Source organism: Intestinimonas sp. (assembly GCF_026169115.1).
Lineage (GTDB): Bacteria > Bacillota > Clostridia > Oscillospirales > Oscillospiraceae > Intestinimonas.
In genome coordinates, this window is sequence record NZ_JAPFEA010000008.1 from 1 (window position 1) to 14,821 (window position 14,821).

General features: G+C 57.4%; 17 protein-coding genes. 13 read left to right on the forward strand and 4 right to left on the reverse strand.

Annotation, left to right across the window (positions count from 1 at the left end; all coding sequences use genetic code 11):
- The first annotated feature begins 216 nt into the window (after positions 1 to 216).
- The 6 genes from Q0Y09_RS00760 (at position 217) to Q0Y09_RS00785 (ending at position 5,217) form a co-directional block, all read left to right on the forward strand.
- Positions 217 to 615, forward strand: a complete 399-nt coding sequence (locus Q0Y09_RS00760) for a helix-turn-helix domain-containing protein (protein ID WP_297716464.1) — start codon at positions 217 to 219, stop codon at positions 613 to 615.
- Between the two features lie 386 nt (positions 616 to 1,001).
- Positions 1,002 to 2,429, forward strand: a complete 1,428-nt coding sequence (locus Q0Y09_RS00765; RefSeq protein WP_297716465.1) for an SLC13 family permease — start codon at positions 1,002 to 1,004, stop codon at positions 2,427 to 2,429.
- A gap of 59 nt (positions 2,430 to 2,488) precedes the next feature.
- Positions 2,489 to 3,367: a 3-keto-5-aminohexanoate cleavage protein gene (locus Q0Y09_RS00770; protein WP_297716466.1), complete on the forward strand. Its 879-nt coding sequence runs from the start codon at positions 2,489 to 2,491 to the stop codon at positions 3,365 to 3,367.
- A 285-nt stretch (positions 3,368 to 3,652) separates the two neighbouring features.
- Positions 3,653 to 4,105, forward strand: a complete 453-nt coding sequence (locus tag Q0Y09_RS00775) for a relaxase/mobilization nuclease domain-containing protein (RefSeq protein WP_297716467.1) — start codon at positions 3,653 to 3,655, stop codon at positions 4,103 to 4,105.
- A gap of 10 nt (positions 4,106 to 4,115) precedes the next feature.
- The gene (locus Q0Y09_RS00780; protein ID WP_297716468.1) at positions 4,116 to 4,751 is read left to right on the forward strand and encodes a site-specific integrase; all 636 of its coding nucleotides are present in this window, start codon (positions 4,116 to 4,118) and stop codon (positions 4,749 to 4,751) included.
- Positions 4,752 to 4,773: 22 nt separating this feature from the next.
- Positions 4,774 to 5,217 carry a hypothetical protein gene (locus Q0Y09_RS00785; protein ID WP_297716469.1) on the forward strand — a complete coding sequence of 148 codons (444 nt, stop codon included), beginning with the start codon at positions 4,774 to 4,776 and terminating at the stop codon, positions 5,215 to 5,217.
- A 69-nt stretch (positions 5,218 to 5,286) separates the two neighbouring features.
- Here Q0Y09_RS00785 and Q0Y09_RS00790 read toward each other — a convergent pair whose 3' ends face one another.
- Genes Q0Y09_RS00790 through Q0Y09_RS00805 form a run of 4 tightly spaced genes read right to left on the reverse strand, consistent with a single transcriptional unit; the run spans position 5,287 to position 10,129 of the window.
- Positions 5,287 to 6,417 (reverse strand): MBL fold metallo-hydrolase, encoded by a 1,131-nt coding sequence (locus Q0Y09_RS00790; RefSeq protein ID WP_297716470.1) that lies wholly within the window; start codon positions 6,415 to 6,417, stop codon positions 5,287 to 5,289.
- A complete protein-coding gene (locus tag Q0Y09_RS00795) occupies positions 6,417 to 8,081 on the reverse strand; it encodes an iron ABC transporter permease (protein WP_297716471.1) in 1,665 nt (554 codons plus the stop codon). The genes Q0Y09_RS00790 and Q0Y09_RS00795 overlap by 1 nt, the downstream gene beginning before the upstream one ends.
- Positions 8,082 to 8,099: 18 nt before the next feature.
- Positions 8,100 to 9,158, reverse strand: coding sequence for an extracellular solute-binding protein (locus tag Q0Y09_RS00800; protein WP_297716472.1), 1,059 nt, complete (start codon positions 9,156 to 9,158; stop codon positions 8,100 to 8,102).
- Positions 9,159 to 9,160: 2 nt separating this feature from the next.
- Complete coding sequence (locus Q0Y09_RS00805; protein WP_297716473.1) at positions 9,161 to 10,129, reverse strand: ABC transporter ATP-binding protein; 969 nt, start codon at positions 10,127 to 10,129, stop codon at positions 9,161 to 9,163.
- A gap of 385 nt (positions 10,130 to 10,514) precedes the next feature.
- On the opposite strand from Q0Y09_RS00805, the gene Q0Y09_RS00810 reads away from it, so the two are divergent.
- The 7 genes from Q0Y09_RS00810 to Q0Y09_RS00840 form a co-directional block, all read left to right on the forward strand.
- Positions 10,515 to 10,805, forward strand: coding sequence for a hypothetical protein (locus Q0Y09_RS00810; RefSeq protein ID WP_297716474.1), 291 nt, complete (start codon positions 10,515 to 10,517; stop codon positions 10,803 to 10,805).
- A gap of 335 nt (positions 10,806 to 11,140) precedes the next feature.
- Positions 11,141 to 11,308, forward strand: a complete 168-nt coding sequence (locus Q0Y09_RS00815) for a DNA-binding protein (RefSeq protein ID WP_297716475.1) — start codon at positions 11,141 to 11,143, stop codon at positions 11,306 to 11,308.
- A gap of 38 nt (positions 11,309 to 11,346) precedes the next feature.
- Entirely contained in the window at positions 11,347 to 11,544 is a 198-nt protein-coding gene (locus tag Q0Y09_RS00820) for a hypothetical protein (protein ID WP_297716476.1), read from the forward strand.
- A gap of 516 nt (positions 11,545 to 12,060) precedes the next feature.
- The gene (locus Q0Y09_RS00825; RefSeq protein ID WP_297716477.1) at positions 12,061 to 12,384 is read left to right on the forward strand and encodes a DUF6809 family protein; all 324 of its coding nucleotides are present in this window, start codon (positions 12,061 to 12,063) and stop codon (positions 12,382 to 12,384) included.
- Positions 12,381 to 12,587 carry a hypothetical protein gene (locus Q0Y09_RS00830; protein WP_297716478.1) on the forward strand — a complete coding sequence of 69 codons (207 nt, stop codon included), beginning with the start codon at positions 12,381 to 12,383 and terminating at the stop codon, positions 12,585 to 12,587. Before Q0Y09_RS00825 ends, Q0Y09_RS00830 begins: the two co-directional genes overlap by 4 nt.
- A 58-nt stretch (positions 12,588 to 12,645) precedes the next feature.
- Entirely contained in the window at positions 12,646 to 13,848 is a 1,203-nt protein-coding gene (locus Q0Y09_RS00835; RefSeq protein WP_297716479.1) for a site-specific integrase, read from the forward strand.
- Positions 13,812 to 14,821, forward strand: a 1,010-nt coding sequence (locus Q0Y09_RS00840) for a site-specific integrase (protein WP_297716480.1), incomplete at its 3' end; no start/stop codon positions are given. The genes Q0Y09_RS00835 and Q0Y09_RS00840, both read left to right, overlap by 37 nt.

Sequence of the window (14,821 nt, forward strand, 5' to 3'; positions counted from 1 at the left end):
CAGCATGACTTTGATTTCCGGCAGCAGCCCCTGAACCTGTGTGTAATTTCGTTTCCGCATAACGATACCCCCTGATGTAGTCTATTTTCCTACATCAGGGGGTATTTTGTCACTGTCCGTTTTTACTGGTTCAGTTCATTCCGGGAGGATTTTTATTACCGCATCAACGTCATCCATCTCCGCCTGCCCCCTCTGCGGGAACGCACGGAGGATATTTTGCCCCTGGCGGAGAGCTTCCTGCGTAAATTCAACCGGGAGCTTGGCCGGAATATCACAGGCTTTTCGCCAGAGGCTGCCCTGGCCCTGCAGCAGTACCAGTGGCCGGGAAATATCCGAGAACTGGAAAACTGCATTGAACGGGCCTTCAATTATAGTACCGGCACATCCATCAACACATCCTGTCTGAATCTTCCCACGACAGAGACCGATCCGCCACAGGCAGAAATTGGAGCAACATGGACGCTCAAGCAGGTCCGGGAGCAGTCAGAAAAAACGGCCATCCGGCGGATGCTGAAACTATGCAATGGGAATAAAAAGGAAACTGCTGAACGACTCGGGATTGACCGAAGCATCCTCTATGATAAGATCAAGCGCTATGGATTGAGCAATACCTGATGTACAAAGTGGGTGCTCTGCCAGAACTGGCAGGGCACCCACTTTGTGTTTGTGTTGGAAAAAGACACTCTGTTTTCTCTCTGTGTTTGAGAAATCCTACATTCCCTCCCCACTCACCTCAGACAACAACGTCCTTTCGAAAATTTTTATTTCATTTTTACGTTCATTTTCCCTCTGAATGCTGAAAAATAGAAGTATTTTCGTATTTCATTTCTGTATTCACGCTTTGAATGGCCATCCAAAGAAAAATTGGTATATAGATTGCTTTTTATATAGGGTCGACAGCGAGATGGCACAGTCGTCCATCCCGTCCAGGTTCGAACTATAATGCAATGGGAGAGATTTGTGTGGAAAAACAGAGACTATCAATGCCAAAACCGACACTGTTGAAAATTTTAATCAGCCTGCTGATTATTGCAGTGTTCTGGGTGGTCCCCGCGCCCGCTCCACTGACCCAGATTGGTATGCGCGTGATTGGTGTGTTTATCGGTACAGTACTGCTACTGAGTCTGGTGGACACAGTGTGGCCCGCGATTCTGGCAGTGGCCCTGCTGGGCCGTACCGGCGTGGCTTCATTGAACGCAGCCATTGCTGGGACCCTGGGAAGCTGGATCGTATACTTTGTTCTGATGAGCTTTGTCATGACTTATGCTCTAAACAAGTCTGGCTTCACTGATCGGCTGGTAGCAAAATTCATGAGCATGAAATTCGTCAGCAAGAGTCCCTGGGTGTTCACCAGTTCCATGGCCACCATCGGACTCATCTTGGCCTGCTTTATGGATCAGGTCCCCGCTGCCGCCTTCATGCTGATGTTTGCCAACAAGGTCTATGAGGAGCTCGGCTATACCAAGAAGGATGCCTATCCTCACATTGCCAACATCATGGTGATCTATGCCGTGATTATCGGCGGTGCCATGACCCCCATTTCCCACTCCCTGGCCCTGCTGGGTATGGGCATCTATGAGGCTGCCGCTGGTGCCAGCATGAGCCTGTTCACCTATTTGACCTTTGGTGTGCCTACCGGTCTGGTGCTCTATGTGTTCCTCACCGCCGTCATGCGGCTGACCTGCCGCAAGGTGGACATGAGCAAGTTTGAACACTTCGATGTGCAGAAGGTGCTTAAGCAACAGGGCAAAATGCAGCTGCGGGAGCTCATTACCGTCATCATTTTCTTCGGCACCGTAGTCATGTGGATGCTGCCCGGCGTGGCCGGTATGTTTACCGAGGCCCCCTGGGTAGCGGCACTGAACGATTATGGCATCACCTTCTGGGCCATTCTCTCCGTGGTACTCATGGCGGTCATCAGCGTCAATGATGAGCCCATCATCAACCTCAAGGAGGTCATGAACAGTCAGATCAACTGGGCCATCCTGATTTTCATCGCCATCGGCGTCTATCTTGGCAGCGCCATGTCCAACGAGCTCACCGGCATCAACGCCTGGATCACCTCCAACATCACCCCCCTGACCAGCTCTGTTCCCCCCATTGTGGTGGTCCTTATCATCACCACTGCCGGCGTGCTGCTGACCAACTTCGCCTCCAATGTCTCCACCATCACGGTAATGACCGGTGTAGGCGTGTCCCTGGCCCTCGCCAGCGGCGGCGCCATTAACCCTGCCGGCATCGCCCTGTGCACCACCATGGCCGGCTCCTGCGCCTACCTGCTGCCCTCCTCCTTCGCCTGTATCGCCATGCTCCATGGCAACGACTGGAGTGACAGCAAGAAGGTCTACATCTTCGGTATCGTTATGATGGTCGCCAGCTCTTTGGCCATTGGCCTGGTGGGCTACTCCGTTGGCTGCGCCCTAACCTAAGCACAAGACCTTGCAATCAAAGCTCATTTTATGATAAATCATCAGAAAGGAACGATCATATGGCTCGCAAAGTAATCATCACCGTTGCACAGACCGGCGCTTTCCATGGGAAGGAGGCCAACCCCAACATCCCCCTGACCCCCAAGGAGATCGCGGATTCCGCTTATGAGTGCTACAATGCAGGCGCCGCCATCGTCCATGTACACGCCCGTGACAAGGAGGGAATCTCCACCAATGATCCCGCAGTTTACAATGAGATCGGCGCTGGTATCCGGGCCAAGTGCAATCTAATCACCCAGTATTCCACCGCCCCTGCCAACCGGGCCGGTACCTGTGCAGAAGACGGCATGAAGCTGCTTTATGATAAGGATCTGGTCAAGCCCGACATGTGTTCCCTGGACTGCTCCCTCATCAGCACCAGCTGGGGCGGTCGCACCTTTGTCTACGAATGGTACCGTGACTTCCTCATCAAATATGCCAAGATGATGAAGGACATGGGGATCAAGCCTGAACTGGAGTGCTTTGAACCCACCTCCGTAGAGGACATCTTTAACATTCTCCAGCCCGCTGGCGTTTTGGACGGTCCTGTCTCCCTCTCCTTTGTGATGGGCATGGACAAAATCAGTCAGGGCGCCATCTCCTTCTCCGAAGAGAACCTGGACTTTATGATTAAGAAGCTGCCCCGGGATCAGTTCGTCAACTTCTCCACCATCTCCATCGGCGCTAAGAACCATGTGCCCGGCATGGCCATGACCGTTCTGAAGGGCGGGGGCGCCCGCGTGGGCATGGAGGACAACATCTATTATGCCCCCGGTGAGCTGCTCAAGAGCAACGCCCAGATGGTAGAGCGCGCAGTGCGCATCATCCGTGAACTGGGTCTGGAGGTCGCCACCCCTGACGAGGCCCGCGATATTCTGAATATCCCTCACCTAAAGTAAGTGTATTTCTCCTCCTGAACACCCTTCATACTCTTCCTCCTAAACATATTAACTGTTCCAGTGGGGTGCCGCAATCGAGAATTGTGGCACCCCACTTTTTCTGCATCGGACAACAGATGGCAGCTCAGTTAGAAAATAAAGACTTGTAAGTCTCTGATATACGTTTCAGTGGCGCAGAAAAGAAGTACAAAGCCGCGAAGTATCTGCTTGCCCGCACAGGGAAAGGAACGGGCGAAATCAATGGATAGAGGTAATCAATGGGGCCCCCACAAAGGGCATGGCCCTTTGTGGGGAGAGGAGACGCCCCAGGAGGTCAACGCCATCGGAGTCGAGTTCGCACAGAAGCAGTTTCCGGACTATGAGGTCCTGGTGGCCACCCACATAGACACCAACCACCTGTACAACCATCTGGTGGTCAACAGTGTGAGTTGTGCGGACGGCAGAAAACTCCACCAAAACGCCGCTGACCTTCAGCGGCACCGGCAGGTGAATGATGAGATCTGTATGGCCCACGGGCTGAGCGTGCTGGAGCCGCCGAAAAAGCACACCCGGAAACGGCAGATGCGGCCTGGGGAGTATCAGGCAGGGCTCCGTGGTGACAGTTGGAAGCTGGATCTAATCCAGGCAATCAATGAAGCGCTGGAGTACGCAGACGACCGGGAGAGTTTTATTGAGAACATGGCGTACGAGGATTACGAAATCAGCTGGGTGCCAACTCGGAAGCACATCTATCCATAGCGTCCACCTGATGCTCCATGCCGCCCTGGACCGGGCAGTGAAAGAGCAGCTTATTCCCCGGAACCCCTGTGAGGACTGCATCGTCCCAAAGCCCCGGAAGCTGGACATGAAAGTTCTCTCCCCAGAGCAGATGGGGGCCTACCTGGAAGCCGCACAGCGGCGGGAGCTGCTCCCTATGTTCTATCTGGAGCTGGTCAGCGGTCTTCGACAGGGAGAGCTGGTGGCCCTGCGATGGGAGGACGTGGATATCCAGGGCAAAACGATCTCCGTCAGCAAGCAGTATGTCCGCAACCCGGATGGCTCCCTGGAACTCACTCGGCCCAAAACGGAGAACTCAGTGTGGCTGGTATCTATTCCGCAGGCGGCGGTGGATTTGCTGATCCAGGAGCACGACAAGCACCCGGATAGTCCCTACCTGTTCCCCTCCCCTATCACCGGGGAAATGCACCATCCAGATTCGGTGGTGAACCTCCATAAGAAGATTCTAAAGGATGCTGGGCTCCCCCACATCCGCTTCCACCACCCACGCAACAAGGCAGAAGCAGGACGAAGCGGCCCAGACCATGGGAAACTTCATGGAGCAGGTCATGTAAGACAGAGAAAAAAGCCGAGCAGGAAGTACAACTTCCTGCCCGGCACTCTTTGAATCTTTCCGTCTCTTTCCCCGTGTGGGTCAGAAGTTTGACCCACATTTTACCCCACAGCAAAAATCAAAATTTGCAATAAAAAATCCTCAAAAACCGAAGTTTTTGAGGATTTTTGGAGCTGCTGGGCAGATTCGAACTGCCGACCTCATCCTTACCAACAGCGGTTTTTCATTTTTTCTAGCCTTTTTTGATGTTTTACAGGTATTTTTTCTCCGGACGGATTACTTTCCGTCACTCTTTGAACGCAGAAATTCCACCTGTTCCACCGCTGTCTGTGGCTGGTTTTGTGGTCAACCCACGATTTACGCAAGCGCTGCTTGCGCAAATTATTATCTTCCCTGGCACCGAATCGTTCGAGTTTCTATCGACAATGGGAGCTGCCCAGCTTCTTCCGCTCCGTATTTCCCTAACTTCAAATTGGCAAGTAATCTTTCTCCCAAGTCTTTGCTGCTCACCTGGACTTGAATCAACATTTGCAGGGCTGTAAACAAAGACATATTGTTCCGTTCTGAGATGCGGAGATTTCCGCCATCCTCACCGTTCCGGCGTCAGATTCCCCTTGAGTCCAGCATCTCGGAGGACCATGCTCCGCCGGTCTGCCTGATCTTCCCCGGCTCCGGCCAGTTCCTCCAGGGGATGGGCGGGGGTGTGGTAGGGCACCACCCGGTCAAAGGAGTTGACCCCCTCCAGGGCTTCCCGCTCCCGGTCGGTGCAGTGGACGGGGAGCCGGCAGAAGGCGGCCAGCCCCTCCTTTTGGAGGCGGGCGCTGCCCGTCCCCCCCTCCACCGTGCCGGTGAGGAGGACGGCCCCGGCAAAGCGCCGGGCCAGGGCCTCCAGTTCCGGGGCCCGCAGCTGGGGGTCGCTGACAAAGCAGAGGCCCACCGCCGGGGGCCGGTCCCCCAGGGGCAGGGGAGATAGGCCGGAGAGGCCCTCCCGCAGCGCTTCCCGGGTCCAGCGGCAGTCCCGGGCTGCCCAGGCCAGCTGCTCCAGGAAGTGGCCGTCCCCATAGAGGGGCAGGTCCGGCCAAGCCCGGTGGAGCAGCAGGGCCAGCTCCAGCCCCCGGCCATATTTGGGCACCGGCAGCAGGAGGCTCCCCTGGTGGGCGAGCAGTTCCTCCGCCCCGGTAAGCAAATCACGCACCATCTCCCCGGCACTTCGCGGCTCCGGGCCGTATGCGCTGTCCAGCACCGCCAGATCCGCCGCCACGCCACGGATGGGGTCGGCGGCGTATGCCCAAGAGTGCTCCGTATAGTCCCCGCTGAAAAGTAGGCTTCGCCCCTCCAGGCGGAATTGATACCACAGGCTGCCGGCGCAGTGGCCGGAGCGGCCCCAGCGGACTGCCAGGCCGGCGGGCGGGACAAATTCTGCGAGGCTGCTCCGCCTCTGGGGCCGCGTTTTCAGCTGCTCCAGAGTCTCAGCGCTGGCTACCACCGTCCCGGCAAACCCCTGCTCCTCCAACCAGGGTATGGCTCCACTGTGGTCGGCGTGGGAGTGGGTGAGGAAGATATAGGATAGATTTTGGATCTCCTGCGGCGTCAGGTGGGGCCAGGGCCGCTCGTCCTCGGCCATGAGGCCGCAGTCCACCAGAAAGGAGAGTGCCTCCCCCTCCACCAGAAAGCAGCTCCTGCCGTGCTCCCCCACGCCCCCGGCAAATTTCACCCGCATCAGCCCCTCCCCTTTCTCTCGGTGAGGGCGTTCATTACCAGCAGGGTGCCGGTTGTGATGAGGACGCAGAGCACCGCCATGGCCATGCCCAGGGAGACGCTGCCCTGCTCAAACTCCCGGTTGATGTAGGTGGACACCACCAGGGTGTTGGGGGGCGCGATGAGGCTGGCGGTGACCAGCTCCCGGAAGGCGATGATGAAGATCATCATCCACCCGGCCACGATGCCCTTGGAGATCATGGGCAGGGTCACCCGGCGAAATACATAGGCAGGACTTCCGCCGAAGGTGCGGCCCGCCTGGACCAGGTTGTCATTGATCTGGGTGAAGGCGGAGGTGACATACTGTACCGTGTAGGGCAGGTACAGCACCACATAGGCCAGCACCATGATGCCGATGGTATTGTAGAGGGGCAGCAGCTTGTAGATAGCGTTCCAGAAGAGCATGATGCCGATGATGAGCACGATGCCCGGCAGCATCTCAGGCAGCAGACTCACCCCCTCCACCACCTTTCCCAGCCGCCCCCTGGCCCGGCGCACTGCCAGCACCACCGCCGTACCCAGTACGGAGCAGATGGTGGCGGAGGACACCGCCAGAAAGACGCTGTTCTTGATGGCATCCAGACTTTTGGGGGTGGTGAACAGCTCCATATAATGGGCCAGGGTGAAGTTGCCAGGAGCCAGGCCGTAGCCCCGGAGGTTAATCAAGGAGGTGGCGATGATGGAGAAATAGGGGATACCGATGGCCACCAGAATCACCAGAGCCACCCAGCCCCAGGCCAGGGCCAGTCCGCCCCGTGAAAGCTTGTGTTGGGCCGGGCGGGACCCCTTTCCGCTCACCAGGCGGTAGGTTCTCTTGCTGGTAATGTAGTTTTGCAGCAGCCACATCCCCATACAGATGCAGACCAGTATAGATGAGAGGCTGGCGGAGCGGCCAAAGTCGATGGGGGCAGTGGTGGAGTAGCGGTGGATATCGGTGGTGAAGACATAGAAGCCGATCCGCCGGCCCAGGGTGTAGGGGGTGCCGTACTCCGACAGGGTCTTGACGAACACCAGCAATACCCCGATGGCGTAGTTGCCGGTGAGGAGGGGGGCGAAGATCTTCCGCAGCCGCAGAGTGAACCCCGCGCCAAAGACCGCGCCGCTCTCCTCCAGGCTGGCCGGGATGTTCAGCATGGCGTTTTTCAGTATGGTCATGAGGAAGGGGAATACATGTAGGCTCATCACCAGTACCAGCCCGCCGAAGGAGAAAAATCTCTCGGAGAAAGAGCCGGTGGCGGGAAAGAGCTGCTGGAAGAGTCCACGCTTCTGCATAAACAAGATCCACCCCATTGAGGCGATGTAGGGGGGAGTCATAAAGGGCACCATGAACAGGATGTCCAGCCATTTATGGCGGCCCACCTGGGTGCGGGAGAGAAAATAAGCGGTGGGGGCGGCAATGAGGGTGGAGCAGAGCACCACGCTCACCCCCAGGAGCATGGAGTTGGCGATGGTCTGAAGATTTTCGCTGTCCGCAATAATGGACCAGGCCTGATACAGGTCAAGGCGGCCATCGATGATGACCGCCTTGGCGAATACGGTGATCAGGGGACAGAGGATCAGACCCGCCAGGAATACCAGTAGCAGCCAAAGCAGGGCGCTGCTTTTCCAGGTCGTGGATGATCTCATGGTTCCTCCCGTCCAGCCTTACTGGCAGATCTCGTTGAGCTTGGCGGCAGTTTCAGAGGCCACGCCCATCATCTCTGTCCAGTCGCTGTCGATCTGCGGAATGTCCTCCAGGTTGGTGCGGCCCTCGCACTTCACATCGCTGCGGCCGGGGAGCAGATAGGCCTCGGCCACCATCTGCTGGGCCTCGTCGCTGTACAGGAAATCGATGAAGGCCTTGGCGTTGTCGGCGTTGGGGGCGGTGTTCATGATCATGGCGGGCCGGGGGTTGATGACGGTGCCGGTGGCGGGATAGTAGATATTCAAGGGCTCGCCCTTGGCCATGGAGGAGTAGGCGTTGTAGTCCACGCCGGCGATGAGGATACCCTTCTCGCCGGTGGTCACGGCCTCCAGCGCGGCTTTGTTGGCGCCGGGGACGGTGAGGCCGTTGTCGGCCCAGGACTGCAGGATGTCTGCGCCGCCCTCCACGCCGGTGACGAAGCCCGCCAGGAAGTCCTTGCAGGCGCCGGACTTCTCCGGGTCGGGGATGGCGATATTGTCGGTGTAGTCGGCCCCGGCCAGATCGGCCCAGTCGGCGGAGAGTTTAGGGTAGATGGTGGTATTGTAGATGACGCCCACGGCAGAGGCGCTGGTGCCGAAGAGCATGCTGTCTTCGTCGATCCAGTTGGCCTTGTTGTCGTTCTCAGGGGTGTAGCTCATGATCTGGCCGCTCTCCTTCATAGAAAGGCCGTCAGACCAGGAGGCCAGAATGACCACATCTGCAACGGGATTGGCCTTTTCTGTCTCAAGGCGGGCCAGGATCTCGCCGGTGGTGCCCTGGAACTGCTCCACCTCCACGCCGGTTTTCTTGGTGAAGGCGGCGGCCAGGTCATCGGCCAGTCCCGCGGGGCTGGGCATGTATACGGTCACCTTGCCGGACAGCTGAGTGGAGGACTCGCTGCCATGGGGCTGCTGCGTCTCCTGGCTGGTCTGACCCTTGGCGCTGTCAGCGCCGCTGTTGTCGGCGCTCTGGCCGCAGGCGGCCATGCTCAGGCTCATGACACCGGCCATCAGCAGGGCCGCGATCTTTCTCTTTTTCATGTTTATTCTCTCTCCTTTTTGCATGTGATGATATCTTTGGGATCTATGTAAATGGACAGCATCTGGCCGGGGACAACCCGCTGGCTCTGGTGGAACATCCATGTTACATCGTTATGGTTGGCGGTGACCTCATAGCTGTCGCCCAGATATTGGACACTGCGCACCGGTAGCTCATAGTGGCAGGCCCCCTCAGCAGGCTCGGTCCGGGCGGCTTCCGGGCGGAACAGCTGGGTGTCGCTGAGCCAGTTGGATTTGCCCACAAACCGGGCCACAAAGGCGGTGGCCGGGTGGTGGTAGATCTTCTCGGGGGTATCGTACTGGTCCACCACGCCGCCGTTCAAAACAGCGATCTTGTCGCTCATACTCATGGCCTCGGTCTGGTCATGGGTGACAAACACCGCCGTCACCCCCAGTCGGGAGACCAGCGCCTTGAGCTCATGGCGCATCTCCTCCCGCAGCAGGGCATCCAGGGCGGAGAGGGGCTCGTCGAACAAAATACAGCTGGAGCGGATGACGATGGCCCTGGCAAAGGCCACCCGCTGCTGCTGCCCGCCGGAGAGCTGGTGGGGATAGCGGCCGGCATACTCCTCCAGCCGCACCGCCCGCAGGGCCTCGAGGACTCTGGTATTCAGGTCCGCCGTGTCCTTCCGGGCCCGGAGGCCGAAGGCCACATTCTCAAAGACCGTCATGTGGGGCCATAGAGCGAAGTCCTGAAAGACGAAACCCAGTTCCCGCTTCTCCGGAGGTAGGTTGATTTTCTTCTCAACGGAGAAGGCGCATACCTCATCCAGCCAGATCTCCCCAGTGTCCGGGGCCTCCAGGCCAGCGATCATCCGCAGCAAGGTGGTCTTGCCACAGCCGGAGGGGCCCAGGAGGGTGGTAAAGCTGCCGCTGTCCACCGTCAGGTCGGTGGGCCGGATGACCTGCTTTCCACCGAATGATTTTGTGATGTTGGTCAAAGAAATCTTCATAAGTACACACTCCGATTAAGAATTTTACCCTCCCCTCATAAAATTTTGCAACCGCGTTTTAGTTAATTGAAGGTAAAGATTCTGTAAACTGCCAATTGGAAGCAAACTACGCGACTTTCCCCGAAGCTGTGATGCTGTAGACAATGAAAACATTCCCCCGTTGCATCCATCGTAGAAGTCACAAGCGTGGTCAACATGGAGGTATCGGGAGAGGCCGCAGAGCGGCGAGGAAGAGGGGTTTCGTGGAGCGCTCCGCAAACGGCAGCGACCACAGCCAGATGAAGCATACGACTCCCGCGAGTACCATCAGCCTCTTACCTACTACGCCTATGCAAAAGACCTCTGCGAGCACTACGCCTTCGACCGGAACAAATATTCCCTCTGTGTGAAGGAAAAAAGATTCATTGCCGCCACCAAAAGTGACTTCTCCAAACTGAAAGAGGACCTGCAGTTTCTGGAAAATGCCCTGAAAACCGTGCTGTCGGAATACAAAGACTACTTCCGGGAGCGGTTCATAGAGGGTCTGTCCATCCGCAAATATGACGAGGCCCATCAGTTGAACCGGGGCAGTGTGGACTATCTGCAAAAGAAATTCTTTTCTGCTCTGGCCTGCCTGCTGAAAGAATGGGACGAGGCGGAGGGACTATGCCGACTGCGGAAACCAGTACAAAAGTGAATTACCGTAACCTTAAACGGAGCGTCTGCGACAAAGCAGGCGCTCCGTTTTTTCCTGTCAAGAGTGTGTCAAAGGGATATGATCTCCCCAATACATAGTGAAAAGGAGCATCAGACGGTGCCTGAGAACTATGTCAAAACCATGTCATGTGCAAATGCTATCGGCAAGAGAAGTAGATGGGTGCTCGTGCAAGATTGCAGAGTCCGCGTTCAGCAGACAGATCAAAATCGGAGTATTCCACTTTTATCAGGTCGCAAAATTTAGTCGGAGGTCTTATAGAATTTAAGTTTTTAATGGGTACACAGTGCGGAAATTTTCGGCAGGAGGTTGTAATGATGAAGGAATCCAGTTACAAAAGCTACGACGAACTGCCGCTGTTTCTTAATTCGGAATTGGTGGCGAAGGTGCTGGGTGTCGCGCCGTCCAGTGCCTATGAACTGATGCACGAACCGGACTTCCCGGTGCTGCGCATCGGCAACAGAATGGTAGTACCAAAGGAATGATTCATCCAGCGGGTGAAAAAACACACAAGGGGTGAAGCATGAAAAACAACGACCACGGAAATTTTTTCTCTCTGCCCAATGAGATTTTTCTGCTCCCGATTCAAAAGGTGATCGACCAGTTTTACGAACGGCAACTGTCTGCGCTGGAACAAGCAACAACTCGACAGCGAGCGCAGCAGCAGGCGGAGAAGTCCGGTGTGGAGTTCATTCCTTCTGACAAAGAACAGAGCGCATGACCACGCCGCTGCGCGGCCTGTGATGAGTTGTGTGCGGCGATGGCAGTGCGGGCAGGGCACACGCCCCACCCAAGTTGCAGGGCACGGTGTGCGGGCTGTGTGCGCCAAGCGTCCGGCTCTCCCAAACCAAAATGTTCGGGTGCAGCAGTCGGTCGATTTTAGTGCAGGATAAAGGCAGGGGGTCGCAAGCGACCCTCCAGCCGGTCACACCGTCCCGCAAAGCGGGGCGGCGCAAGGGTTTGCGGGCTTTTGGAGGCGGGGGTCTAAGGTGGTCGGTTTGGATCAATTCGGGCGTCACAGGTGGCCGGAATGGAGCAGGAAATCCCGCAAGCCCGCTGAAATTAAGGGGTTCAGAGGTGCACCCGCGGGGGTCACCTTGGGGATATTGGCCCGTTTTTGAGCCGATTTCAGCACTGATTAAAATTGTGAATGTTCTGATAATAAAACGAGGTTCCAGTGGCTATTTTCCGTTTCTGTGGTATGGTGTGTTGCTGACAAGGAGAGGAGGTACACACCATGCGAGAAACACTGGAAGACCTATACTACGGGAACATCACTCCATACGACCGCCAGATCCGTTCCGGCACATCCCTGATGAACGCGATGGAACAGTCGCAGGAGTGCGAAGAACAGTTGACTAAACTGCTGGAGGACAAAGCCTACAGTCTGCTGCTGCGGCTCATCAACGCGGAGAACGAGATCGGCAGCACGCTGGCTCTGGAGAATTTCATCCTGGGCTTCCGTCTGGGAACGCGTCTGATCCTGGAAGCGCTGGACGAAGACGATGGCAGTCTGGTGGAACTGCTCCGCAGAGATGGCCGAAGGGAGGAGCAAGGATGACCACGAATCGACTGCCTATCCAACGCTGCCGCTACTGCGGCAGTGATGACCTCGGGCTGGGCTGGCAGCACGGTGAGGGGATCGTCACCTTCAAGAAGCACGGCATCCTGGGCAACCGGATGCGCTGCCTGATCTGCCGCCGCTGCGGTGCAGTGCTGTTCCAATGGGTGGCAGAGCCCCACAGGTTCCCACCCATCCGGTGAACCCTGCAAAAACTGCATCACAAATCAAAGAGAAAAATACCTGGAGGTGAGAAAGAACATGGCAAAGCGAAGACCGTCCGGCGACGGCATGGTCCGCAAGCGGGAGGACGGACGCTGGGAAGGCCGCATTGTAGTCGGCCACAAGGAAAATGGCGAACCCATCTTCCGGTATGTGCTGGCCAGAACACAGAAGGAACTGCTGGACAAGCTCCACCGGGACATGGAACTCTATCAGGACGCGGAACTCACGGAGGAGAGCCGCTTGACCCTGAGCGAGTGGCTGGACCGGTGGATGGAGGACTATGCCGCGCACACTCTGCGCCCCAACACCCTGCGTAGCTATGAGCAGTACGCGCGGTGCTATATCAAACCCTATCTGGGAAACAAGGTGATCTCCCGTATCACAAGAGTGGACATTCAAAAGCTGTACGCCAAGCTGAAGTGGGAGGGCCGTGTCCACGAACATCCGGAGCACGGCCATGAGTTGTCGGACAGCATGGTGTGCCGCATCCATGCCATGCTCCACCGGTGCCTAAGGGATGCAGAGACCGCCCATGTGATCGCAAGAAACCCGACAGATGGGGCCACGGTGCCCAAGGTGGTGAGCAAGCCCAAGCAGGTCCTGAGCCGTGAGCAGATGGATGCCTTCCTGGAGGTGGTGGAACAGGATCCGGTCTGGCGGGACTTCTTCTACACCGAGCTGACCACCGGCCTGCGCCGGGGTGAGATCTGTGGACTGATGTGGAAGGACTTTGATGAAAAGGCGGGGACGCTGAAGATCCTCCGCTCAGTGAACGTGCCAAAGCGAGGTGAACTGGAGATCGGGGAGACCAAGACCAGCCGGGGCAGACGGACCATCCATCTGCCGCCCAGCACTGCGGCGCGGCTGGCGGAGCGGAAGAAGCACGCCGTCAGTCAGTGGATCTTCCCAGAGCCCCTTGCGCCGGAAAAGCCGGTCCGCCCCAGTGCCGCCTACTACTGGATGAAGGTGATCCTGAAAAAGGCGGGACTGCCGCACCTCAGATTTCACGATCTGCGCCACACGTTCGCCACTCACGCCCTCACCAGTGGGGTGGACGCTAAGACCCTCTCCGGCATTCTGGGTCACACCAACGCATCCTTCACCCTGGATACCTACACCCATGTGACGCCGGATATGCAGAAAGCTGCCAGCGATGTGGTGGGCGGCTTCCTGGAACAGATCTTTGGGAAGGAGCTGAAACCATGGCAAAGAGACGCAAGCAAGGCACCGGAACCATAAGGCAGCGCAAGGATGGGCGCTGGGAGGGACGGGCGGTCATCGGCTATGACGAAAGAGGACTTCCCAAAACCAAAAGTGTCCTGGCCAAAACCAAACGGGAGTGTCAGGAAAAACTGAAAACGCTGTTGGAGACCGTGAGCGGTCCCAAAGCGGAGAAGATCCGCCCCGACATGGCCTTTGGAGAGTGGCTGGACTTCTGGTATCAGAATTGGCCCAAACCCAAACTCCGTCCCACCACCCAGGCCTGCTACGAGGGCAAGATCTATCGGCATATCATTCCGGAACTGGGGAAGATCCCACTGAACCAGTTGACGCAAAAGGACCTCCAGCAGTTCTATACCAAGCTGAAAAAGAGCGGGCGGCTCATCCGCACCCAACAGTTTGGCGAGGGCCTGTCCGACACCATGGTCCGGGGTTGCCACGCCACCTGCCGCTCGGCGCTGGAAAAGGCGGTGCAGGAGGGACTGCTCCGCACCAACCCGGCCATTGGCTGTAAGCTGCCGCCCAAGCGGGGCCGGGAGATGCAGGTGCTGGGGCGGCAGGAGCTCCAGCGGTTCCTCATCCAGGCCCAGGCTGAGGGCTACTATGAGTTGTTCCTCCTGGACTTATGTACCGGCCTGCGCCGTGGGGAGCTGATGGCTCTCCAGTGGGAGGACCTGGACTTCGATACCGGGGTGCTGACGGTGAACAAGCAAGTCTATGAGGTGAATGGCAAGCTCCAGCTGAGCGTCCCCAAAACCAAAGCGTCGATCCGAAAACTACTCCTGCCGCCGGGCGTGGTGGAGGTGCTGCGGGAGTATCGGAGCCGTGTGGATTCCCGGTGGCTGTTTCCGTCCCCGGTGAAGGAGGACACGCCCCTCTCTCCCGGTGTGGCGCGGAAGCGGCTCCAGATCATATTGCAGCGGGCCGGGTGTAAGAAAATCAGGTTTCACGATCTGCGCCACACTTTTGCCACCCTGGCACTGGAGAACGG

Bases quoted from the DNA above. Each gene is read 5' to 3' on its own strand.
- Q0Y09_RS00770 (WP_297716466.1), top strand. From the start codon at position 2,489: ATGGCTCGCAAAGTAATCATCACCGTTGCACAGACCGGCGCTTTCCAT.
- Q0Y09_RS00780 (WP_297716468.1), top strand. From the start codon at position 4,116: ATGCTCCATGCCGCCCTGGACCGGGCAGTGAAAGAGCAGCTTATTCCC.
- Q0Y09_RS00790 (WP_297716470.1), bottom strand. From the start codon at position 6,417: ATGCGGGTGAAATTTGCCGGGGGCGTGGGGGAGCACGGCAGGAGCTGC.
- Q0Y09_RS00795 (WP_297716471.1), bottom strand. From the start codon at position 8,081: ATGAGATCATCCACGACCTGGAAAAGCAGCGCCCTGCTTTGGCTGCTA.
- Q0Y09_RS00800 (WP_297716472.1), bottom strand. From the start codon at position 9,158: ATGAAAAAGAGAAAGATCGCGGCCCTGCTGATGGCCGGTGTCATGAGC.
- Q0Y09_RS00805 (WP_297716473.1), bottom strand. From the start codon at position 10,129: ATGAAGATTTCTTTGACCAACATCACAAAATCATTCGGTGGAAAGCAG.
- Q0Y09_RS00815 (WP_297716475.1), top strand. From the start codon at position 11,141: ATGAAGGAATCCAGTTACAAAAGCTACGACGAACTGCCGCTGTTTCTT.
- Q0Y09_RS00820 (WP_297716476.1), top strand. From the start codon at position 11,347: ATGAAAAACAACGACCACGGAAATTTTTTCTCTCTGCCCAATGAGATT.
- Q0Y09_RS00825 (WP_297716477.1), top strand. From the start codon at position 12,061: ATGCGAGAAACACTGGAAGACCTATACTACGGGAACATCACTCCATAC.
- Q0Y09_RS00830 (WP_297716478.1), top strand. From the start codon at position 12,381: ATGACCACGAATCGACTGCCTATCCAACGCTGCCGCTACTGCGGCAGT.
- Q0Y09_RS00835 (WP_297716479.1), top strand. From the start codon at position 12,646: ATGGCAAAGCGAAGACCGTCCGGCGACGGCATGGTCCGCAAGCGGGAG.